This window comes from Faecalispora jeddahensis (genome assembly GCF_000577335.1).
Taxonomy (GTDB): Bacteria; Bacillota; Clostridia; order Oscillospirales; family Acutalibacteraceae; genus Faecalispora; species Faecalispora jeddahensis.
Genome location: NZ_CBYL010000052.1, coordinates 1 through 19,446 on the forward strand (window position 1 = coordinate 1; position 19,446 = coordinate 19,446).

At 50.5% G+C, this 19,446-nt stretch carries 21 protein-coding genes; 13 read left to right on the plus strand and 8 right to left on the minus strand.

What is annotated here, in order from left to right; translation table 11 throughout:
- Window positions 1–568: putative ABC transporter permease (locus TY09_RS15300; protein ID WP_042436211.1), on the minus strand; the 568-nt coding region annotated here is incomplete at its 3' end.
- 295 nt (window positions 569–863) lie between these two features.
- On the opposite strand from TY09_RS15300, the gene TY09_RS15305 reads away from it, so the two are divergent.
- Genes TY09_RS15305 through TY09_RS15320 form a run of 4 tightly spaced genes read left to right on the plus strand, consistent with a single transcriptional unit; the run spans window position 864 to window position 3,950 of the window.
- Window positions 864–1,382, plus strand: a complete 519-nt coding sequence (locus tag TY09_RS15305; protein WP_042436213.1) for a DUF6106 family protein — start codon at window positions 864–866, stop codon at window positions 1,380–1,382.
- A 31-nt stretch (window positions 1,383–1,413) separates the two neighbouring features.
- Complete coding sequence (locus TY09_RS18670; protein WP_242841515.1) at window positions 1,414–2,046, plus strand: holo-ACP synthase; 633 nt, start codon at window positions 1,414–1,416, stop codon at window positions 2,044–2,046.
- Window positions 1,958–3,409 (plus strand): bifunctional ADP-dependent NAD(P)H-hydrate dehydratase/NAD(P)H-hydrate epimerase, encoded by a 1,452-nt coding sequence (locus TY09_RS15315; protein WP_042436217.1) that lies wholly within the window; start codon window positions 1,958–1,960, stop codon window positions 3,407–3,409. The genes TY09_RS18670 and TY09_RS15315 overlap by 89 nt, the downstream gene beginning before the upstream one ends.
- A 10-nt stretch (window positions 3,410–3,419) precedes the next feature.
- Window positions 3,420–3,950, plus strand: coding sequence for a hypothetical protein (locus TY09_RS15320; protein ID WP_042436235.1), 531 nt, complete (start codon window positions 3,420–3,422; stop codon window positions 3,948–3,950).
- An 87-nt stretch (window positions 3,951–4,037) separates the two neighbouring features.
- Here TY09_RS15320 and TY09_RS15325 read toward each other — a convergent pair whose 3' ends face one another.
- Complete coding sequence (locus TY09_RS15325) at window positions 4,038–4,982, minus strand: helix-turn-helix transcriptional regulator (protein WP_042436219.1); 945 nt, start codon at window positions 4,980–4,982, stop codon at window positions 4,038–4,040.
- 92 nt (window positions 4,983–5,074) lie between these two features.
- Between TY09_RS15325 and TY09_RS15330 the strand changes: the two genes are divergently transcribed.
- A complete protein-coding gene (locus tag TY09_RS15330; RefSeq protein ID WP_042436221.1) occupies window positions 5,075–5,503 on the plus strand; it encodes a pyridoxamine 5'-phosphate oxidase family protein in 429 nt (142 codons plus the stop codon).
- A 44-nt stretch (window positions 5,504–5,547) separates the two neighbouring features.
- On the opposite strand, the gene TY09_RS15335 is transcribed toward TY09_RS15330, so the two are convergent.
- The gene (locus TY09_RS15335; protein WP_042436222.1) at window positions 5,548–6,261 is read right to left on the minus strand and encodes a HEAT repeat domain-containing protein; all 714 of its coding nucleotides are present in this window, start codon (window positions 6,259–6,261) and stop codon (window positions 5,548–5,550) included.
- Window positions 6,262–6,421: 160 nt separating this feature from the next.
- Complete coding sequence (gene mltG / locus TY09_RS15340) at window positions 6,422–7,534, minus strand: endolytic transglycosylase MltG (protein WP_009062196.1); 1,113 nt, start codon at window positions 7,532–7,534, stop codon at window positions 6,422–6,424.
- 289 nt (window positions 7,535–7,823) lie between these two features.
- On the opposite strand from mltG, the gene TY09_RS15345 reads away from it, so the two are divergent.
- From TY09_RS15345 to TY09_RS15355, 3 genes are all read left to right on the plus strand, one after another.
- A complete protein-coding gene (locus TY09_RS15345) occupies window positions 7,824–8,195 on the plus strand; it encodes a type II toxin-antitoxin system PemK/MazF family toxin (RefSeq protein WP_009062170.1) in 372 nt (123 codons plus the stop codon).
- Between the two features lie 93 nt (window positions 8,196–8,288).
- On the plus strand, window positions 8,289–8,474 hold the full coding sequence (locus tag TY09_RS15350) for a hypothetical protein (RefSeq protein ID WP_009062177.1): 186 nt from the start codon (window positions 8,289–8,291) through the stop codon (window positions 8,472–8,474).
- 15 nt (window positions 8,475–8,489) lie between these two features.
- Entirely contained in the window at window positions 8,490–8,786 is a 297-nt protein-coding gene (locus TY09_RS15355) for a spore coat protein (RefSeq protein ID WP_009062158.1), read from the plus strand.
- Window positions 8,787–8,925: 139 nt separating this feature from the next.
- Here TY09_RS15355 and TY09_RS15360 read toward each other — a convergent pair whose 3' ends face one another.
- The 4 genes from TY09_RS15360 to TY09_RS15375 all read right to left on the minus strand — a co-directional run bounded on the left by TY09_RS15360 (window position 8,926) and on the right by TY09_RS15375 (window position 12,099).
- A complete protein-coding gene (locus TY09_RS15360; RefSeq protein ID WP_042436238.1) occupies window positions 8,926–9,591 on the minus strand; it encodes an amino acid ABC transporter permease in 666 nt (221 codons plus the stop codon).
- Between the two features lie 8 nt (window positions 9,592–9,599).
- Window positions 9,600–10,355, minus strand: a complete 756-nt coding sequence (locus TY09_RS15365; RefSeq protein ID WP_042436225.1) for an amino acid ABC transporter permease — start codon at window positions 10,353–10,355, stop codon at window positions 9,600–9,602.
- A gap of 68 nt (window positions 10,356–10,423) precedes the next feature.
- Window positions 10,424–11,281, minus strand: coding sequence for a transporter substrate-binding domain-containing protein (locus tag TY09_RS15370; protein ID WP_009062153.1), 858 nt, complete (start codon window positions 11,279–11,281; stop codon window positions 10,424–10,426).
- Between the two features lie 95 nt (window positions 11,282–11,376).
- On the minus strand, window positions 11,377–12,099 hold the full coding sequence (locus TY09_RS15375) for an amino acid ABC transporter ATP-binding protein (RefSeq protein ID WP_009062163.1): 723 nt from the start codon (window positions 12,097–12,099) through the stop codon (window positions 11,377–11,379).
- A 1,477-nt stretch (window positions 12,100–13,576) separates the two neighbouring features.
- Here TY09_RS15375 and TY09_RS15385 point away from each other — a divergent pair.
- The 5 genes from TY09_RS15385 to TY09_RS15405 form a co-directional block, all read left to right on the plus strand.
- Window positions 13,577–14,782: an aconitase X catalytic domain-containing protein gene (locus TY09_RS15385; RefSeq protein WP_042436229.1), complete on the plus strand. Its 1,206-nt coding sequence runs from the start codon at window positions 13,577–13,579 to the stop codon at window positions 14,780–14,782.
- A 1-nt stretch (window position 14,783) separates the two neighbouring features.
- A complete protein-coding gene (locus TY09_RS15390; protein ID WP_009062148.1) occupies window positions 14,784–15,197 on the plus strand; it encodes an aconitase X swivel domain-containing protein in 414 nt (137 codons plus the stop codon).
- Between the two features lie 46 nt (window positions 15,198–15,243).
- Window positions 15,244–16,212, plus strand: coding sequence for a C-terminal binding protein (locus TY09_RS15395; RefSeq protein ID WP_042436231.1), 969 nt, complete (start codon window positions 15,244–15,246; stop codon window positions 16,210–16,212).
- A gap of 73 nt (window positions 16,213–16,285) precedes the next feature.
- Window positions 16,286–17,971 (plus strand): dihydroxy-acid dehydratase, encoded by a 1,686-nt coding sequence (gene ilvD, locus TY09_RS15400; RefSeq protein ID WP_081759684.1) that lies wholly within the window; start codon window positions 16,286–16,288, stop codon window positions 17,969–17,971.
- 329 nt (window positions 17,972–18,300) lie between these two features.
- Window positions 18,301–19,446: Na+/H+ antiporter NhaC family protein (locus tag TY09_RS15405; protein ID WP_042436233.1), on the plus strand; the 1,146-nt coding region annotated here is incomplete at its 3' end.

Below are 19,446 nucleotides of genomic sequence, written 5' to 3' on the forward strand. Positions count from 1 at the left end.
CCGCCATACCCGAAAGTGCGATGTTTACCGCCATGAACACCAGCAGCACACGGGTCAGGATGATACCGGGCCCGCTTGGGATCTGTTCGATCCACCGGGTGAGCGAAGGCAGGGAATGCTTGATGAAAATCAGCCCAAGCACGCCCCAGAACACCGAGTAGGTCAGGTTGGTGCGCCCGTGCAGATTCAAAGCGGAATTGCTGTATTCCCACGACACCGTGCCCAAAAGCTTTTCCTGTAAAAAGGAACACACATATTCCAGCGCGCCGCCTAAAACCATACTCGAAAAGAAAATGATCAGGCTGTTGCGGTGGCGAAAACGGTAGAGTGCCACCGTAAACAACACAGCGCCAATCCCATACACCGGCGTAAACGGCCCATAAAGCAGGCCCTGGCGGCTTTCAAAATACCCAAGACGAACATAGCACCAAAGGGTTTCCACCACAAAGCCGATGATACTGCCGGAAAGAAAAATCCAGAAAAGCTTGTATCGGTTCAGCCCGTGAGCAAAAGAATAGGGGTTTCCTTCCAGAATAGAGCCTCTTCGCTGAAGTCTCGTGGTTATCATTTCGACAGATTCCTTTCTGTAATACTTGGTATCTTCTCATCACCTCACGGCGGAAACAAAAGCACAGCTTTCGATGCCTAAGAGCATGGAATGATCCGCTCAGTTGGTTTCATTTATTGAGCGGATAACGGATTATGTCAGCTTGTATTAAAATCTATCATATCATAATTTGACAAAATCGGCAAAACATTGCTCATCACTCAATTCCGAAGCGTAGGAATTGTAATGGAGGGTAAATTATGGTATCATAAAAAGAAATAAACGATGCTTTTGATTGGGAATGGGAGATGACGCAATGGATGTTTTTGTTGAGCAGCTGATCCGAAAGAAAAAGGGCCGCAAAGATTACGCGATCGTGGCTGGAGCGGGTATTCTCGGAATTGTGATTCTGGCAATCAGTACGCTGGTAGCGTTTTTGGGGCCTTTTCTGCTGATTATCGTTGCGGGCGTGTTCGTTGGGATTTATTATGTAAGTGCATCCAGAAATCTGGAGTATGAATACAGCACAACCAACGGGGATTTCACCGTGGATCAGATCACAAACCGCCGCAGCCGCAAGCGGATTTGCAGCTTTGATCTGAAAACGGTGGAGGAAATGGGGCAGTACAACGCCTCAGCGTTCCAGAACAGAAGCTTTGCAAGGCAGCTCATGGTCGGCGAGGATGACGAGGGCACCGATGCGTGGTATCTGATCGTACATTTAAAGGATTCCGGCAACACCCTGCTCGTATTTAATCCCAACGAAAGGGTGCTGGCGGCAATCAAACCGTTTTTGCCGCGGCAGGTATCGGTCAATGCTTTCCGTGGGCGTTGATCTCCTCGAAATTCCCCGGATAGAACGCGCGATGAAGAACCCGCGTTTCTGCCGGCGGATTCTGGGGGACAGGGAATATGATCAGCTTGCCGAGCGCGGATTCCCGGCGGCCAGCGTGGCGGTCAGCTTCTGCGCCAAAGAGGCGTTTTCCAAGGCGCTTGGCACGGGAGTGCGGGGCTTTCTTCTGCGGGAGGTGCAGCTCCTGCGCGATGAGCTTGGCAAGCCCTTTTTGTATCTGGAGGGAGCGGCCCTGGAGGCTGCCCGGAGCGCGGGCCTGGAATTTTCGGTCAGCGCTACGCATACCGCACGGTACGCGTCCGTCACGGTCATCGGGGAGAAGCGCAAAATCGCGATTCAAAAACGGCGCGACGCGGGTGCTCACGGGGAAAACGCCGCCACTTTGACGGACCCCGCGGATCGACCCGGCGCAGAGGCGCAGCGAAAACTGATTTCCAGTGTTGTTCTGATGGCCCGATTGAGAAAGGAGCAGTCTTCCGATGAAACTATTCGAAAGCGGCGCGATGCGGACGCTGGAAGAAAGAGCCGTTCAGGCGGGAACCGCGTATTCCGTCCTGATGGAAAACGCAGGGGAGGCCGCGGCGCGGCTGCTGCGGGACAAGGCCCCCGGCTCGCAGGTCGTCATTCTGTGCGGAAAGGGCAATAACGGCGGCGACGGCTTTGTCGCGGCGCGGCATCTTGCGGACTGGGGAGCGCAGGTCTGCGTTGTATTGATTCAGGGTGAGCCGGAAACAGAGCTGGCAAGCCAGGTGTTCCGGCAGATGGACCTGCAGAAGATTCAAGTGCTGGATTGGGCCAAAGAGCCCGAAGCAGTCAAAACCCAGGTATACGGGGCGGATTTTGTGCTGGACGCGATGTATGGCATCGGGTTCCGCGGCAGCTTGCCTGAAACGCTGTTCCCTTTACTGGATGCGGCGGAAACCTCCGGAGCGTATCTTCTGGCTCTGGATTTGCCGAGCGGCGTTTCGTGTGACACGGGGGAGGTACCCGGGCGCTGCGTGCGCGCGGCAGAAACAGTCAGCTTTACGGCGCTCAAGCCCGCGCATCTCATTCAGCCGGGCCGGAGCTATTGCGGTAAGGTAACGGTTGTTCCGGTGGGTATTTCAGAACAGCTGATCGAAGAAGCGCAGACGCCGCTGTTTGGCATCGAAGAAAAAGATCTTGCCCTGCTGTTTCAGCAGCGGGAGGAGAATACGAATAAAGGCAGCTATGGTACGCTGCTTTCCGTCTGCGGCAGCACGGGGATGGCAGGCGCAGCAATGCTCGCGGCCCGCGCGGCCCTGCGCAGCGGGGCAGGCCTTGTGAATATGGCGCTGCCAAGCGAACTGTATCCGGTGGTTGCGGGCGCTCTGCCCGAGCCCGTGTATACGCTTCTGGAGCGGACGCACGGCGACGTCATCAGTGAAGACAGCGCCGCTCTTCTGAATCAGAAGATGCTGAGTGCGTCGGCGGTCTTACTCGGCTGCGGGCTCGGCACCTCTGTTTTGGCCCGCTCTCTGCTGCGGCGTGTGGCGGCTTGCAGCTCTGTTCCCCTTGTCATCGATGCAGATGGAATAAATCTCCTGGCTGAGAATATAGATATATTGAAAACAGTTAGAGTGCCGGTGGTGCTTACCCCCCATCCGGGAGAAATGGCGCGCCTTCTTCATACCACAGCCGAGCAGGTACAGGAGCGGCGGCTGGACTATGCCAGACGCTTTGCGCAGGAGCATGGGGTGACCCTGGTGCTGAAAGGCTCGGGAACCATCGTGGCTGCTCCGGATGGACGCGTGTTCGTAAACACCACAGGAAACCCGGGGATGGCGAAGGGCGGCAGCGGAGATGTGCTGGCCGGGATGATCGCGTCCCTTGCGGCGCAGGGGATCACGCCCTACTGGGCGGCGGTCTTCGGTGTGTTCCTGCACGGGCTCGCGGGTGACCGCTGTGCAAAAAGGCTCTCTCAGCGCGGGATGCTGCCATCCGACCTGATCGAGGAGCTGCCCTTACTGTTTTCAGAATTTGAACAATAAGGGTGATTTCATGCGCAAGCCGGCCCGCCTCCTTGTGATCCTGTTTTGTCTTGTCTGTATGGCTGTTTCGGCGGGGTGTTCGCCCTCGCTGACGCAGCCGGTGGTAAACCCGGTTCTGGCCTTTGAGGCCAAGGCCGATGTTTCAATGGGGAAAAGCCGGTATATATGCCGGCTGCAGTATTCAGCCGGGCAGGGCGCGCAGCTGACGCTGCTGGAGCCGCAGGAGCTGCAGGGCATGACATGGGCGTGGGATCATAAGATCCTTTCGGTCAGCTATGAGGGCCTTACGGTTTCACAGGATAACATGGTGCTGCCGCAGACCGGAATGATTCCCATGATGCTGGCGTCGCTGGATGCGGCTTCGGTAGAAGGCGCGCTGACAACCTCCGGCGACGGGCTGTTCTTCGGCAGCGGCGACGGCCACAATTTTACCCTGACCGCGGATCGCCGCACCGGCCAGATCAAGCAGTTGGCTGTTCCGGAGGAAAATATGCTGGTGCTGTTTGAACCGATTACAGATTCCTCCGAAGAATCCAAGTAAAGAAAATAGCAAATAGCAGCCGAACAGAAAGAAGACTCCAAAACAAAAAAGAGAACGCAGCGTGCGTTCTCTTTTTTGTTTTGGCCGTTACGATATGGAATTTAGGTGGTCTTTCACCGTGTTCCATTGTTTAAGCATTAAATTTTTCAAAGCGGCAGGCTGAATCGAAAAAATCGTTTCCCCATAGCGGTTAAAATAATTGGCAATAAAATTTGCTTCCCCTTGATTGTAAAATCCCCTTACGTAGTATTTCCCGTTTTCCCGGTGCAGCTTCATGGAAGGATAGTGTTCTTTATGAAACAGATCCGCTCCCTGAATGGAAACGCCAACCTCAAAATCCACAGCATCCTGATCGCGAAACAGCTCTTTTGAAGGGACGAGAAATTCAGAGATCAGTTTGGGTGCGTATTTTTCACAGCGCTGCACGGACTGGATTCTGTCGCATCGGAATACCTTTGGCCTTTCTGTTTCGAAATGATATGCGGTTGCGTACCATTGCCCATAGGCAGAAGCAACACAAAAAAACTGAACATCATATTGCTTCTCCGAATCTCCCTTTCGGTAGCGGATGCTGCATACGCTTTCCTCAACAGCCATTTGCAGAATGTCTTTTAAGCAATTGCATTCATTCTTGCTTTGGTAACTCCCTAAGTTGAAAATCAGCTCCATTTTGCGCAGGGCTTTGATCCGTTCTTCTGATATACACGCTTCAAATTTTTGCTTTAGTTTTTCGATACTCAGGTGAAAGGGGGTCGATTGATAGGCGGTAAGTGTTTGCATGGAAAAGTACAGGGCATAAACCTCGTCAATTGTAAAAACAATCGGGGACAATAAACGGTTGGGAAGAATTCCATAATATCCGTTGCGTCCGGGCCTTGAGTAAATCGGCATGCCGATTTCTTCCAATGACTGAATATCCCGAAGTGCGGTGCTTTTCGATATGGAATAACGCTCCATAATGCTTTTCAGATGAAAGGATTTTTTATCATTCAAATAGATCAGCATATCATTCAGGCGTTCCGATTTTTTCATCTTATGTTCCCTTTCCGTAGAACGGTTTCGTTAACTGATACCATTCTATATTATACTACAAATAAAATGAAGAAAGACAGGGGAAATGAAATATGAATACAAAACAGGAGTTTGTGCGGCTGATGGATACACAAACGGAATTGGCTTTGGCAACTTGTACGGATGATCAGCCGAATGTAAGGATTGTTAATTTTTATTTTGATGAAGCCGCGAAGGCGGTGCTCTTTTCTACCTTTGCGGATAATGAAAAGGTCAAAGAGTTTGAAAGAAATAACAGGGTGGCTTTTACAACCATTCCGCATCAGGGGAATGAGCACGTCAAAGCGAAAGGCTTGGTGCGAAAAAGCAGCCGAACTGTTTTTGATGTGGCGGAGCACTTCATCAATAAAATTCCCGATTACAAAGATACCCTGGAACAGGCCGGAGAATATTTGATTCTTTTTGAAGTGACCTTTGATACAGCCATTGTTACTTTGGATTTTGAAAACATAGAAACGTACCATTTAGCGGATAACACATAAACAAGGCCCCGGAGCAATTTGCTCCGGGGCCTTGTTTATGTGCTTTAGCGTTTAGAATCGAACCGTTTGAGAGAGCTTTTAGCCTCTTCCCCCAAAAGATTATCCTGTGCGGCAAACTCCTGGAGGAGCCGTTCCGTCTTTTGCGAAGGGAAGGCGCACAGGCACTGGATTGCCTTCCAGAGCAGCAGCTCATGGTTTGGATACCGCTCCATCACGGCAAACACTACTTCGGCATGTTCCGGCGTTGACAGCTCTGGGTGATAAAATGCCATAAAGCCGACAGCGTCCAGAATTTCGCAGATTTTCTCCGCATCGTCCCCCTGTAAAACCTGCAGCAGAACGGGGAATACCTCCGGCGGCATTTTTGCAAGTGAGCGGGCAATGATATCCCGCGGCAGCGGATAGGACTTTTTTTGTGAAACCCGGTCCGGCAGGCTTTTGTGCTGATTGCCGCCGATCTTTCCCAGAAAGGGGATCATTTGCAGCGCGGTCTCCCTGCCGCCCCTTTCCAAAGCCTCGCAGATGGCCAACCGGGTATACAGGCATTTTTCTGCCGAAAGACGCCTTACAAGCGCTGCGGCGATCTGAATTTCCGTCTCCGGTTCTATTTTCAGCAGGCTTGCCGCTGCGGTGCGTGCTACAGCATTTTTATCATTCAGAAGCTCCAGAAGCTCATTCTGGCTTTTCTCCCGATACGGGCAGATTTCCTCCGGGGTGGCGTAGCCTCTGCTCCGTAGCTGCTCCTGGCTGCTTTTCAAATAAGATCCATCCTCTCGCTATAGCGGTCATTTTTCCGGGGATACACTCTTGTTGCATTTCACCTTAAAAAAGCAGTCAATGATTCCCCCACCGCAGGCAGGGGAATCATTGACATTTTTACACGAAGTCGCTTTTCAAGCAAATCGGCGGTATAAAAACTTACCGCAGACCGGCAATGATCAGATTCTGGTTGTGCTCATCCAGCGTTTCGGCATAGTACCCCGTGCCGGAAGCGGAGTGGCAGAAATAATAATAGTTTGTGCTGGACGGGTGAAGCGCGGCGTCGATGGCGCTGGCGCCGGGGTTGCAGATCGGCCCGATCGGCAGGCCAGAGAAATTATAGGTGTCGTAAGTGCTGGTAAAGCCGGCCGGTGCTTCCGATTTTACCCGGTAAGGGTAGAATACGGTAGAATCAAACTGGAGCCTTGGCGTGTCGTGGGCTGCGCCGTTTGTCAGGCGATTGTGCAGAACAGAGGAAACAAGGTACATGTCGCTGGTGCTCGAGGCCTCCGCCTGAATCAGAGAAGCCATGGTCAGCAGCTGATCCACCGTCATTCCCTGTGCTGCCGCCTGTGTCTGAAGGTCGGTCATCTTATTCTGCATGTTGTTCAGCATGCGTTTCAGTGCGTTGGCCGCGCTGTCTTCCTTATAAAAGTTATACGTATCGGGGAAGAGATAGCCCTCGAGCTTATAATAACGGGAAGAAGCATTTGTCAGAGAGGCGATGAAGCTGTAGTTGTCGAACTGTGTGCTTTTTGCCGCCGCAAGCACATCGCTGGCGCTGCACACATGATTTTTCTCCAGAAGCGCCGCAACGCCCATCAGGTTTGTTCCCTCCGGGAAAGTGATGTTAACGGTCGGCGAAAGGTCTGACTGATGAATCAGAGAGGTAGTCCAGTTGGTCACGCCGTGCGGCTTCACACCGTTTTCCACGGTGACCTGGATCGACGCGTGAACGCCCTTGATTTCAGAGGTGATGTAGGTTACTCCGGCTTTCAGGCCGGTAATGCGGTATTTTCCGGTTCCGGCCACACGCGTCACCTTGGCGATTCCATCACGCGAGGACCAAACCTTGACGTCCTCCTGCTTTAAAACGGAGCTGCTGAGAGAGGCTTTAAAATCGTAAATGCCTCCCGGAGCCATTGTATAGCTGAAGGTATCCATACTCAGTGTGCCGACTACGGCGTCTGCATCTGCTGCATACACAGCTGTGGGCGTCGCAAGCAGCGCACAGGATAACAAAAAAGCAAATGCTTTCTTGAATCTTCGCATTCTATCAAACTTCCTTTCACTCATGATATTTTCATTATAGTCTTTTTGTCGAATTTAGCAAGCCGGCGATGCGAATCCGACGGCAGGATTTGCAGGTGTATTTTTGTTTTCTGCCTCCTGCAGTCGGATTCGCACTGTCAATTAACGGGTAAGCTAATATTATGTAGAGAGGCGCAAGACCTATTTAATGAATAAAAAAGAAAAAAATTAAAATAATTGTATGAAAGTTTTTGGAAGAGGCAAAAATAGGATTGGGCCCAATCATTAAACTATTCGGAGCGTGAAAAACGTGAATGTCAGAAGAGGCGATATTTATTATGCCGATCTCAGTCCCGTAATAGGGTCTGAGCAGGGTGGGGTAAGGCCGGTACTGATTGTTCAGAATGACGTCGGCAACCGATTCAGCCCCACTGTGATTGCAGCGGCTATTACAAGTCAAAGAGCAAAAGCAAAACTGCCGACGCATATTATGCTGGATGCGGAAACCACAGGATTAGCCAGAGATTCCATTGTGCTTCTGGAACAGATCCGCACCATAGATAAACACAGATTAAAGGAACGCATGGGGCGCCTAGATGGCGTGTCGATGTCGCTGATCGATCAGGCGTTATCTATCAGCTTTGGCTTGGAACCTGAAGCAGAGGTCAGGCAGGCTACATAGAAAGGCCTGAATCATCAGTAGTATGAGGAATATTTTTACCTGATCCGCAAAGAATAAAGGATATACAAGTCAAAATCAAAGGAGGTAACGCAAATGGCATCGTTAACCAGTAAGGAGCTTTCTGCAATTGAGGATCAGCTCAGTGGAGAAAAACTTTTAATTACAAAGCTGAAGGCGTATTCTCAGGGTTGCTCAGATCCTCAGCTAAAGCAGCAATATGAGGATTTGGCATGCAAGCATCAGCAGCATTACGACAAGCTTCTCGGATTTTTGAATTAAAAGGAGTGTAGAATCATGGATCAGAGCCAGAACCAGAATCAGACACAGGCGTGCATGAAAGACCAGGAGGTTCTGCATGACGTGCTGTCCTCGCAGAAAATGATCACCGGCACCTATAATGCATTTACCAATGAATGCGCAACTCCCCAGATACGGAATGAATTCATGAATATTCTAAATGAAGAGCACCAGCTTCAGGCGCAGATTTTTGATGAGATGCATAAACGCGGCTGGTACCCGACCCCGGCTGCGGAGCAGCAGAAAATAGACCAGGCAAAGCAGAAGTTCCAGAACATGAATCAGAACGGCTGATTAGAACTGGTTTCTATAACCACAGCAAAAGCCCCCAGACGCGGAAACATCCGCACCTGGGGCTTTTTGCTGTGGTTATCAAAAAATGAGTGTTGGAAAGAAGCGTATATTCACTGCCAAAAATGTACTTTCACAAAGCTTACGCTTCCACAAGAACAGGCTTTTTCAGGTTCTGCCCTTTTGTATTCTGCCTGCGCACAATGCTGGAAAGTGTAAAGTTGATGATGAAATACATTCCGGCCATGAAGGCAAACAAGATGAACACCTGTGTGGAAGAGGCAAACCGGCCCATCAGGATCATTCCCTTGCCGGTGAATTCCTCAATGGCCACCGCCCACAGAAAAGAGGTGTCCTTTACGGTTGTGATCATCTGCGAGAGCAGAGACGGCACAATATTTTTAAAGCACTGAGGAATGATGATGAACCGTAGGGTCTGGAAAAAGCCGAAACCCTGAGAATAAGCCGCTTCAAACTGGCCCTTGTTGATGGAATTCAGTCCGCCGCGTACCACCTCGGCCATAATTGCAGTGGTAAAGACCGACATGGATAAAATCCCGGAGTAAAACGCGGGAATGGGGACCAGAAAACGGATGGCCAGGATCCAGAGAATCAGCGGGGTATTGCGGAAAGTTTCGATGTAGACTGCAGAAAGCTTTCCTAAAATTCCGTGATCGTAATTGCGCACCAGGCCCAGAATCGTGCCGAAGAACAGGGCAATCAAAATGGTGGATGCTGCGATCACGATCGTGGTGCGCATGCCCGCCAGTAAAAACAGAACGTTGTCCCTTGAAAAAATACTGCTCAAAAGCTCCATTATGCCGCCCCCTTCTTAGAAAGCTCCGGCAAACTGCCCCAGAATACTTTTTTGCTTTTCTGCAGAAGCACGGCTGACTGAACGTCGTGGCTCTTGAGACGCTGCTCGTAATTACGGGCCCAGGTGGCCAGCGGGAAGCAAAGCACAAAGTACAGCAGACCGGTGGTCACATAAGCCGGGCCGTACAGCAGCTGGCTGCTGGCCCAGGAATCTGCACGGTACATCAGGTCGCCGCCGGCGATCATCGCCAGAACAGAGGTGTTTTTAATCAGGTTGACCGCCTGATTGGTCAAAGGCGGCAGAACGATTTTAACGGTTTGCGGCAGAATGATATACCGCATGGCCTGCACGTGGGTGAAGCCCTGACTTTTGGCCGCCTCCATCTGCCCAACCGGAATCGACTGAATTCCGGCTCTGACAACTTCGCTGATATACGCGCCGGTGTACACTCCAATTCCAAGCACGCCGATGGTGAATTTATCCAGCATGATTCCTACCAGCGGGAGGCCGTTGTACAGGAAGAAAATCTGGATAACCAACGGGATGTTCTGAATGAATTCTACATAAACACGGCTGACGCCCTTCAGGCCCCGAAGATGCGAGGAGGAAAACATGCCGAAGACGATTCCTAAAAGCAAGGCAAGCGCCAATGCAAGTACAGCGATTACCAACGTTGTCAGAAAGCCCTCGGCAAACGTCTGCCAGCTAACAAATAACCTTCCCCATTTATCCAAAGAAAAAGGTGAACTGTTCATTCCTTATCCCTGCCTTTCTTTCAGAATGATCTGCGGAGTTTTCTCTCGCAGGTAAATCTTTGTTAAAGTTAGTTCAGCTTCCATTTCGCGATCATCTGATCCAGTTCTCCGCTGGATTTCAGCTGTGCTACCATACCGTTAACGTATTCCGCCAGGTCTTTGTTGTCCAGCTTGCTGGCAATGCCATATTCCTGGGGGGAATATTTATCATCCAGAATCGTGGTGGTGTCATCTACATAACCGCTCAGGATGGAGCCATCCACGGAGAAGCACTGCACACGGCCGGAATCCAGCGCCGCCTTGATTTCGGGGTAAGTGGCATATTCGTCGAATTTCACCTTCACGCCGGCAGCGTCTGCCGCGTCCTGAATGGCTTTCATGCTCGTAGAGCTCTGCGCAACACCGATGGTTTTCCCATCAAGGTCTTTCAGGCTCTTGATGCCGGAATCCTTTTTCACCATCAGTTTCACAGCATCCGAATAGTATGGATCGGAGAAATTATAAACCTTTTTGCGTTCGTCGGTGATGGTAAAGGTTGCGATGACCAGATCGACCTCTCCGTTATCCAGCAGAGGGCCGCGCGTTTTAGCGGTAACGGCCTGTGTTTCTATTTTGCTTTCATCGCCAAGCAAGTCTTTTGCGATCGCTTTGGCCAAGTCGATCTCAAAGCCTTCTACTTCACCGGTTTTTGTGTTTTTCAAACCGAAGTTCGGAACATCCACTTTCACGCCGACCTTCAGTACGCCGGCGGCTTTGATTTTATCCAAGGTGGGCGTTGCGGCAGAGGCGGCGGAGCTTTCCGCAGGGGCCCCGCTGCCGCCAGCGGCCGCGGAAGAGGCGGGGCTGGTGGAACCGGAGCAGGCGGTAGTCACAGCCAGCATAGAGACTGCCAGTAAGGCCGCACATGCTTTTTTCAATGTTGTCATAAAAATCTCTCCTTCATTTATGTGTTTGATATAGGAATCCATATCTTTGCATCAGGAACAGAAAGCCAAAGAGCCGATTCCCCTAAAACAGGCTGTTATTTCAGAATTTTACTGAGGAAAGCCTTGGTTCTCTCGTTTGTGGGGTTTTCAAAGAAATGCTCCGGCTTCCCTTCCTCCAGGATTGCACCGTGATCCATAAACAGAATCCGGTCGGCCACCTGTCGGGCAAATCCCATCTCGTGCGTGACTACCACCATGGTGATGTTGATGCGGGAAAGCTGAATCATTACGTCCAGAACCTCCTGAACGGTTTCGGGGTCCAGTGCGCTGGTCGGTTCATCAAACAAAATAATTTTTTGCTTTGTAGCCAGTGCCCGTGCAATGGCAACTCTTTGCTGCTGGCCGCCGCTCAGTGTAGTGGGGTACACATGTGCCTTATCGCGCAGGCCAACAACATCCAGATATTCATAGGCGATCTTTTCCGCATCCTGCTTGCTCATGTGCTGCAGCTTAATGGGCGCCAGCGTAATGTTTTGCAGAACGGTCATGTGCGGGTAAAGATTAAACTGCTGGAAGACCATCGCAATATTCTTGCGGACAATATCGTTCTTATTTTTCGCTGTCAGCTCTGTCCCGTCAATGAATACCTGACCGGCGGTTGGTTCCTCCAGAAAATTCATGCAGCGAACCATTGTGCTTTTGCCCGAACCGGACGGCCCGATTACTACCAGCTTTTCTCCTTCTTCTACGGTAAGACTGATGTCCTTCAGTACTTCCAAATCACCGAAGCTTTTACAGACATGTTCTAACTTAATCATGTGTTTCCTCCCGTTTGGTATCTATCTGCACTTGCTGGAAAAGCAAATAAAAAAGCAATGGGGCATCAAATCATCAGGAATGCAGAGCACAATCCCTTTTTACAGATTTGAAGCGCCATTGCTTGAATCTTGCATTTAAAGTTGCAGTTATCATACTCCGACAAGAAGAAAATGTCAAATTGCGATTTTAGAACTCCTGATAAAAAGTGACGTGAAATCACTTTAAAATGGCATTTTAGCTTATAACAGGCTCGGTTTATTAGAGAAATGAAACAAATTGTGACCTTTATGTGAAATTTATTTCTCCGTTTTGAAAAGATGAATTGTCAACCGAAGTGAAATTTATGGGATGTAAAATTTCATAAACAAACAATCTCATCAGATCAAAAATCTGTTGGGTATCCATATTATCCCAAGATGCAGGCAGTACCGTTTTTCTATGGGCCAGGTCAGTTTCTCAGGAATACCACTGCCGCTTTATAAAGCTGGTTTAAAATGAATTTCTACCATAGACCATACAGATAGAAGATTCCGTTTGAATAAAAGGGATGATTCTAAAGAATAAAGGTTCATATAGACCAAATATTAGGGGGAAAGGAGAAAAAGCAGTATCTAAAATTGATCCGCACTGAAAATTTGAAAAAATTTTTGCTTTCATTCAGTTTAGGGTTTCGTTTTGTGTGCAGCAAGTTTAGAATATTTTTATCCTGTCGAATATATTCAGTGATTTTGCAAAAATCATACAGCGTGCTGCCGTTTGGTTTTTTTAATTTCAAAAACGGAAAACGAAAGGAGAAGAATCCTTTTTCAATACAATACAATCCGGAAAAAAATCAAAAGCGCAAAAAACATTTTATCGCTTTATCAGATTAATTTAGTATGATAGTAGCGAAACGCATTGGACTTCGCAACCAGACAAAAGAGATGATTCCATGATCAGCGGAAAATCGGCTTGCTAAAACAGGGGAATATGACAAAATTTACTGCCGATCAAGGAAAAAGAACAAATTAATTTTGCATTTTAGAATACCTGAACGGCCCGGTTCTATGTTTCTGTGTTTTCTTACGGAAACTGGTATGGTGAATATACGTGTGAATAAAAATACATACAATTTGCTATAAAATGGCATATAATTTGATTTTTTGAAAACTTTTTTGTATGAAAGCGTTGCTTGTCCCAATAAAAATCCACAAAACATTCACTGAATTTATCGTTTTTTAAGCCTTTTTTAGACGTTTCTTTGACAGATCACGAGTATACTTAAAGAACAGTCAAAAGAAGAGTCTTTAAAGGATGTCCTTTTGAGAAATCAGCAGACATCCACTTCCTTTTGATTTAGCACGCTAATGTGTTATCTGAATGCTGTTGACGCATTCGTGAAATGCTGCCGTCTGTTTTCTTTTAAGAAGGCCCGGCAACAGAGTGCTTCCAATCCAGTCTTATCGGGACTGAGAATGATAAAAAGGAGAAAGAAATATGAAGCTGACACAAGAACAGCAGGATATGCTGGACGGTAAATACGGCAAGGGAACTGCATACGCAATGAAAATACAGGTTGCGATCGGTGAATCCTTTGGCGCAGAACGGATGGTACCCATCACAAGAGCGCACGTCGCGCTGAGCAATCAGGAGGCAGACCTTTGGTTTGCGGAAAAGCTGCTGAATGCGGGCGCGAGATGCAGGGTGGCCCCTACGGTGAACCCCGGGTTCTGTCTTTCGTTTTTCGAAAGCCGTAACATGGTTTCTCCCGAATACGCAGATTTGATGCAGAGAACCCACAACGCTTATAAGGGGCTCGGCGCAGTACTTAGCTATAACTGTACGCCTTACATTGATACGAACGTTCCGAATTATGGAGAGGTCATCGCATTCTCAGAGTCCAGCGCAACGCCCTATGTCAATTCCGTGTGGGGAGCGAGAACCAACCGGGAGGGCGCGAACAGCGCTCTGTGCGCCGCGGTTACCGGCTTTGTTCCGGAGTACGGCCTTCTGCTGGACGAAAACAGAAAAGGAAATATCCTGGTCGAAGTTCAGGCGGACATGAGAAACGACTATGATTACCACATGCTGGGCATGATGGGCAAGAAAATCGGCAACGGAATCCCGGTATTCACGGGTCTGCCGAAGCACATCAGCAAAGAGGCGCTGAGAAACCTCGGCGCAGAGCTGAACACCTCCGGCGCTTACGGTATGTATCATATTGTCGGCTTTACGCCGGAAGCTCCCACGCTCGAAGCGGCGTTTGGCGGCAAAGAGCCGGAGCGCAAAGTGGTCATCACCAACGAGGATTTGCAGGAAGAGCTCAAGAAGATTTCTCTCGAAGGCAACCGTCAAATCGATTTTGCCATGTTCGGGTGCCCGCACTTTACATTGGAAGAAGTAAAGCACATCGCGGAGCGCATTGAGGGCAAAAAGCTCCAGAAAGAAATGTGGATTCTGACCTCGAGTCATGTCAAAGAGATGGCGGTGCGCATGGGTCTGGATGAGATCATCACACAGGCCGGCGGATTCATCGTTCCCGATACCTGCCCCGATCAGCCCTGCTGGGGACATCTGAACGGCAAGGTCGGCATTACGGAATCCCCGAAATGTGCGTACTATCCGCAGCGCAGGGGAATCCATTTCGTCATCAGAGATTTGGATACCTGCATCGAGGCGGCATTAACAGGTGAGGTGAAATAAAATGGAGAAAAAGGTATTTCAGTGTCACAAAATTTCGGAAGGTGTTGTAGAGGGCGAAGCGGTCGTGTCGAAGGACGACATCATGTTTTACCTGATCGACCCCAAAACAGGCACCGTCATTGAGCCCGGCCACGATTTGGAAGGCAAGAGCATCGCCAAAAAGATTCTGATTTTCCCGAGCGGCAAAGGCAGCTCTGTGGTACAGGCCGACGGCATCTACCAGCTCAACACAAAAGGAAACGCGCCGAAAGCGATGATCATCCAGCATCCGGAAACCGTTCTAGTATCCAGCGCGATCATCATGGAGGTTCCAATGGTCGATAAGGTAGACCCGGCGTTCTACGATGTGGTTAAGGACGGAGATATCATTCGTGTGGATGCCGACCACTCCGTCGTAGAGATTTTATCGGAATAAAGCGCGCAGGCAGAACCCCGCCACCGTATGAAGGAGGAAAATGAAAATGAATCGTCCGCTGTTTTGGTTTATCGATGAGGAGTGGAAGGACTATGAGATAGAAGGGAACGTCCTGCGGCAGCAGTATCCCGATTGTGAACTGAAGTTTTCCAGCTATGATTATGAGCGCGATTTGGAAGAATTCGGCTACCGTGCGGATGCCATTATTGCGCAGGTATACGCGCAGATTCCCGCTTCTGTGATCCAGCGGCTGGAAAACTGCAAAGGAATTGCCGTGCTCGGCGGCGGGTATGACCGCATCGACACAGCGGCGGCCCGCGCAAAAGGAATCGGCGTCACAAACGTGCAGGGCTACTGTGCGGAGGATTTGGCCGACTACGTGCTCGCGGCTATTTTCCATTTCTATAAGAGTTTGACCTTTTACCACGACAACTTGAAGAATGGGGAATGGGGTGCGCAGGCCGCGGCCCGGGTTCCCCGCCGGATTTCTCACTCCACCTTGTTTGTGATCGGGTGCGGAAGAATCGGCAGCACGGTGGCAAAACGCTGCCAAAGCCTTGGCATGAGAGTGATCGCCTATGATCCGAGCCGGAGCGGCGAAGCGCTCCGGAAGCTGGATATCGAGCCGGTCACCATGGAAGAAGGCCTGCGGCAGGCGGATTACGTCAGTCTGAATGTGAAGCTGGACGAAAACACAACCGGCCTGATCGGCGAGCGGGAATTCTCGCTCATGAAGCCCACCGCCTATTTCATCAATACCGCCCGCGGGGCCATTGTGAAAGAGGAAGAGCTGATCAAGGCGCTGGAAAACCATGTGATTGCCGGGGCCGCAGTCGATGTGATCGCACATGAACCGCCCAGAGAGCAGGAGCCGATTTTCAACGCGCCGAATTGTATCGTCACACCGCATGTTTCGTATATTTCTCAGGAATCCTTTGAAGAGCTGCGCAACCGGGCTGCATGGAATGCCATTCGGATGCTGCGCGGCGAACGCCCGGATGACCTGGTCAACTAAATCCATTTGCCTGATTGGGCGGCAGCGGTGTCCAGCTCCTGAAAACTACCGTCATTGAGAAAGGAACTTTGTCATGAGATTGCGCTGCCGCGATGTAGTGGAGGGGATGGAAAGGGCCGAGAACAGGGCTTTATTCAAAACGATGGGATATACCGATGAGGATTTGCAAAAGCCCTTGATCGGGGTTGCAAATACCTGGAGTACGGCTGTTCCCGGGCACTATAACCTAAGGCAGGTAGCCGATGCTGTAAAAGACGGCATCAGGATCGCCGGCGGGACGCCTGTGGAATTTGGTCTGATCGGCGCCTGCGATGGAATTGCTGAGGGACATATTGGCACCAGGTATATCCTGCCTACCAGAGAATTGATTGCCGACAGCGTGGAAGCCATGGCGCAGGCCAATCGATTTTCCGGTATGGTATTGCTCGGTTCCTGCGATAAGATTATCCCCGGCCTGTTGATGGCCGCCGCCAGGATCGACCTTCCCGCGCTGATTGTCAACGGGGGTCCTTCACTGGGGGGCTGCGACTGGAATGGCAGGGCTTCGGATGCCACAAGCCTTGCGGTAGCCTTAGGCGCTTATCAGGCCGGGAAAATCACACAAGAGGAATTCAAGCAGCTGGAAGACAGAGTCATGCCTACCTGCGGTTCCTGTTCCATGCTGGGAACGGCAAATACCATGAGCTGCGTTGCGGAAGCATTGGGAATGATCCTGCCGGGTACGTCGACCATTCCCGCCGTTTATTCGGAGCGGCTGCAGGCGGCACAAAAATCTGGCAAAGCTATAGTCGAACTGGTTCGGCAGGGAATTACCTCCAGACAAGTCATGACACAGGCCAGCCTGAGGAACGCGGTGCGCCTTAGTTCAGCGATCGGCGGTTCCACCAACGTTGCGCTGCATCTTCCCGCCGTTGCCTATGAACTGGAGCTGGAATTCGATATGGAAGAGTTTGATGCTCTGTGCCGCAATACTCCGCTGCTGGTGAAGCTCAATCCCTCATCCCCCTATAACATGGTCGATTTCCATCATGCCGGGGGCATCCCTGCCGTATTGCAGGAACTGAAACCTCTTCTGGATTTGAATGTGATGACCGCCGCTGCCCGATCGTTAGCAGATGTTTTAAATACAATGTCTTCTTTGATTCAGACCGATCGGGCCGTCATTAAAAGTCTGAAAGAACCGTATGCGGGCTCCGGCGGATTGGCCGTTTTATGGGGGAACCTCGCGCCGGACTCGGCCGTTACAAAACCCGCGGCAATTGACCCGGATATGCAGGTGTTCCAGGGGAAGGCCCGCTGCTTTGATTCGGAGGAGGATGCTCTGAAAGCGGCTCAGGAAAACAAAATTCAACCCGGAGACGTGCTTGTGGTACGGTATGAAGGGCCCGTCGGAGGGCCCGGGATGCCTGAGCTGTATCTGCTGATGAAGCTGATCGATGGTTTGGGGCTGGCAAAAGAAGTCGCACTGATCACAGACGGCCGTTTTTCCGGCACAAACAGCGGGTGCTTTGTGGGACATATCTGTCCGGAAGCCGCTGTCGGCGGCCCAATCGCTTTGCTTCAGGATGGAGATTCCATTGTGATCGATATCCCGCGGCGTTCAATTCATGTTGATATCAGCGATGAGGAATTGGCGGCCAGAAAAGAAGCGTTCCGAAAAGAAGCGCCCTGCCGCATCAAGAACGGGTATTTGAATTTGTACCGAAAACTGGTGGAGCCCGCGTGGAAAGGGGCCGTTATCCAACATAGAGATCTGTAGACAAGGACGAATCAAAGGCTGAAGTGCCGATGATTGCAAATGAAATAGATCATAAATACTGTTTGTCCCATTTGGGCGGCTCAAGGGATCGAACAGTCATCTGGAAATACGCGATGATGGATAAGAAGATCTGAATTCGCGTGATTAGAGGAGGGGATATTGCCCGGGTTGACAGAGCCAACCGAAGGGCAGGGGTTGTAGAAAAGTGCTTCCAAAAAAGGAATCGAGGCATTTTCCGGCGGTTCAGTGTGGTGCGTGGATGAAATCAGCCGGGGGAGCATCCCAACGGTAGAAGCAGAGAAATTGCAAAGAAAAAAGGAGGGTACTTTATGATCGCATTATTGACTAACCCGATTATGATTGCGGTTATCGTCATGCTGGTTCTGTGTTTTGTCAAAGTCAACGTTGTTTTTTCACTCGTTATTTCTTCCCTGATCGGCGGCCTTCTGTCCGGAATGAGCGTTTCCGATACGATGGGCCTGTTTACAGAAGGCATGGCGGGCAACGGCGAAGCGGCGCTCAGCTATGTGCTGCTGGGAGCTGTCGCCGTGACGATTGAGCGGTGCGGCCTCACGACCAAGCTGTCTGGGAAGATGGGGGGCATCATCAAAGGCAGTAAAATGAAGCTGCTTGCGATTTTGATTTTCATGTCTTTCCTCTCACAGACCTTTATTCCGATTCATATTGCGTTTATGCCGATGATCATTCCCGCCATGTTGGTACTTATGAACCAGATGAAGCTGGACAGACGCCTTGCTTCCTGTGCGTTGGCGTTTGGCCTAAAGGGAACCTGGGTCACGTTCCCCATCGGGTTCGGTTTGATCTTCCATACCATCGTATCTCAGAACATGACAAAGTTCGGCATGCCCATTGCGGTAATGGATGTTTGGCACTACACCTGGTTCCTCGGTTTGAGCACGGTTGTCGGCTTTATCGTAGCCTATTTCCTCTATAGAAAGCCCAGAGAATATGTGATGGAAGGCATCGGCGGTGTGCCGGAGGAAATCGTCGCCGAGGACACCAACACAGAGGGCGGCAAGCCTCTGATGAAAACGCAGTGGGCAACGATGATCAGCGTGATTTTGATTGTTGTGGTTCAGCTTGCTTTTGACTCCATGATCCTGGGTGCTTTGGCCGGCCTGCTGCTGTTCCTGCTGCTGGGCGTGGTAAAGATGAAGGATATGGGCGATGTGGTTGATCAGGGCATTGGCATCATGGGCTTTATGGCGTTTGTGATGCTGACGGCTGCGGGTTTCAGCAACGTGCTGAGCAGCAGCGGACAAATCGACGCTCTGGTACAATCCACCATCAGTGTGGTCGGTACCAACAAGCTCGTCATCGCGATCGTTCTGATTCTCGTAGGCCTTGTGCTGACCATCGGCACCGGTTCCTCGTTCGGCACCGTTCCGATTTTGGCGGCACTGTATGTTCCGTTCGCGCAGGTGATCGGCTTCAGCGTTGGCGCGACCGTCATT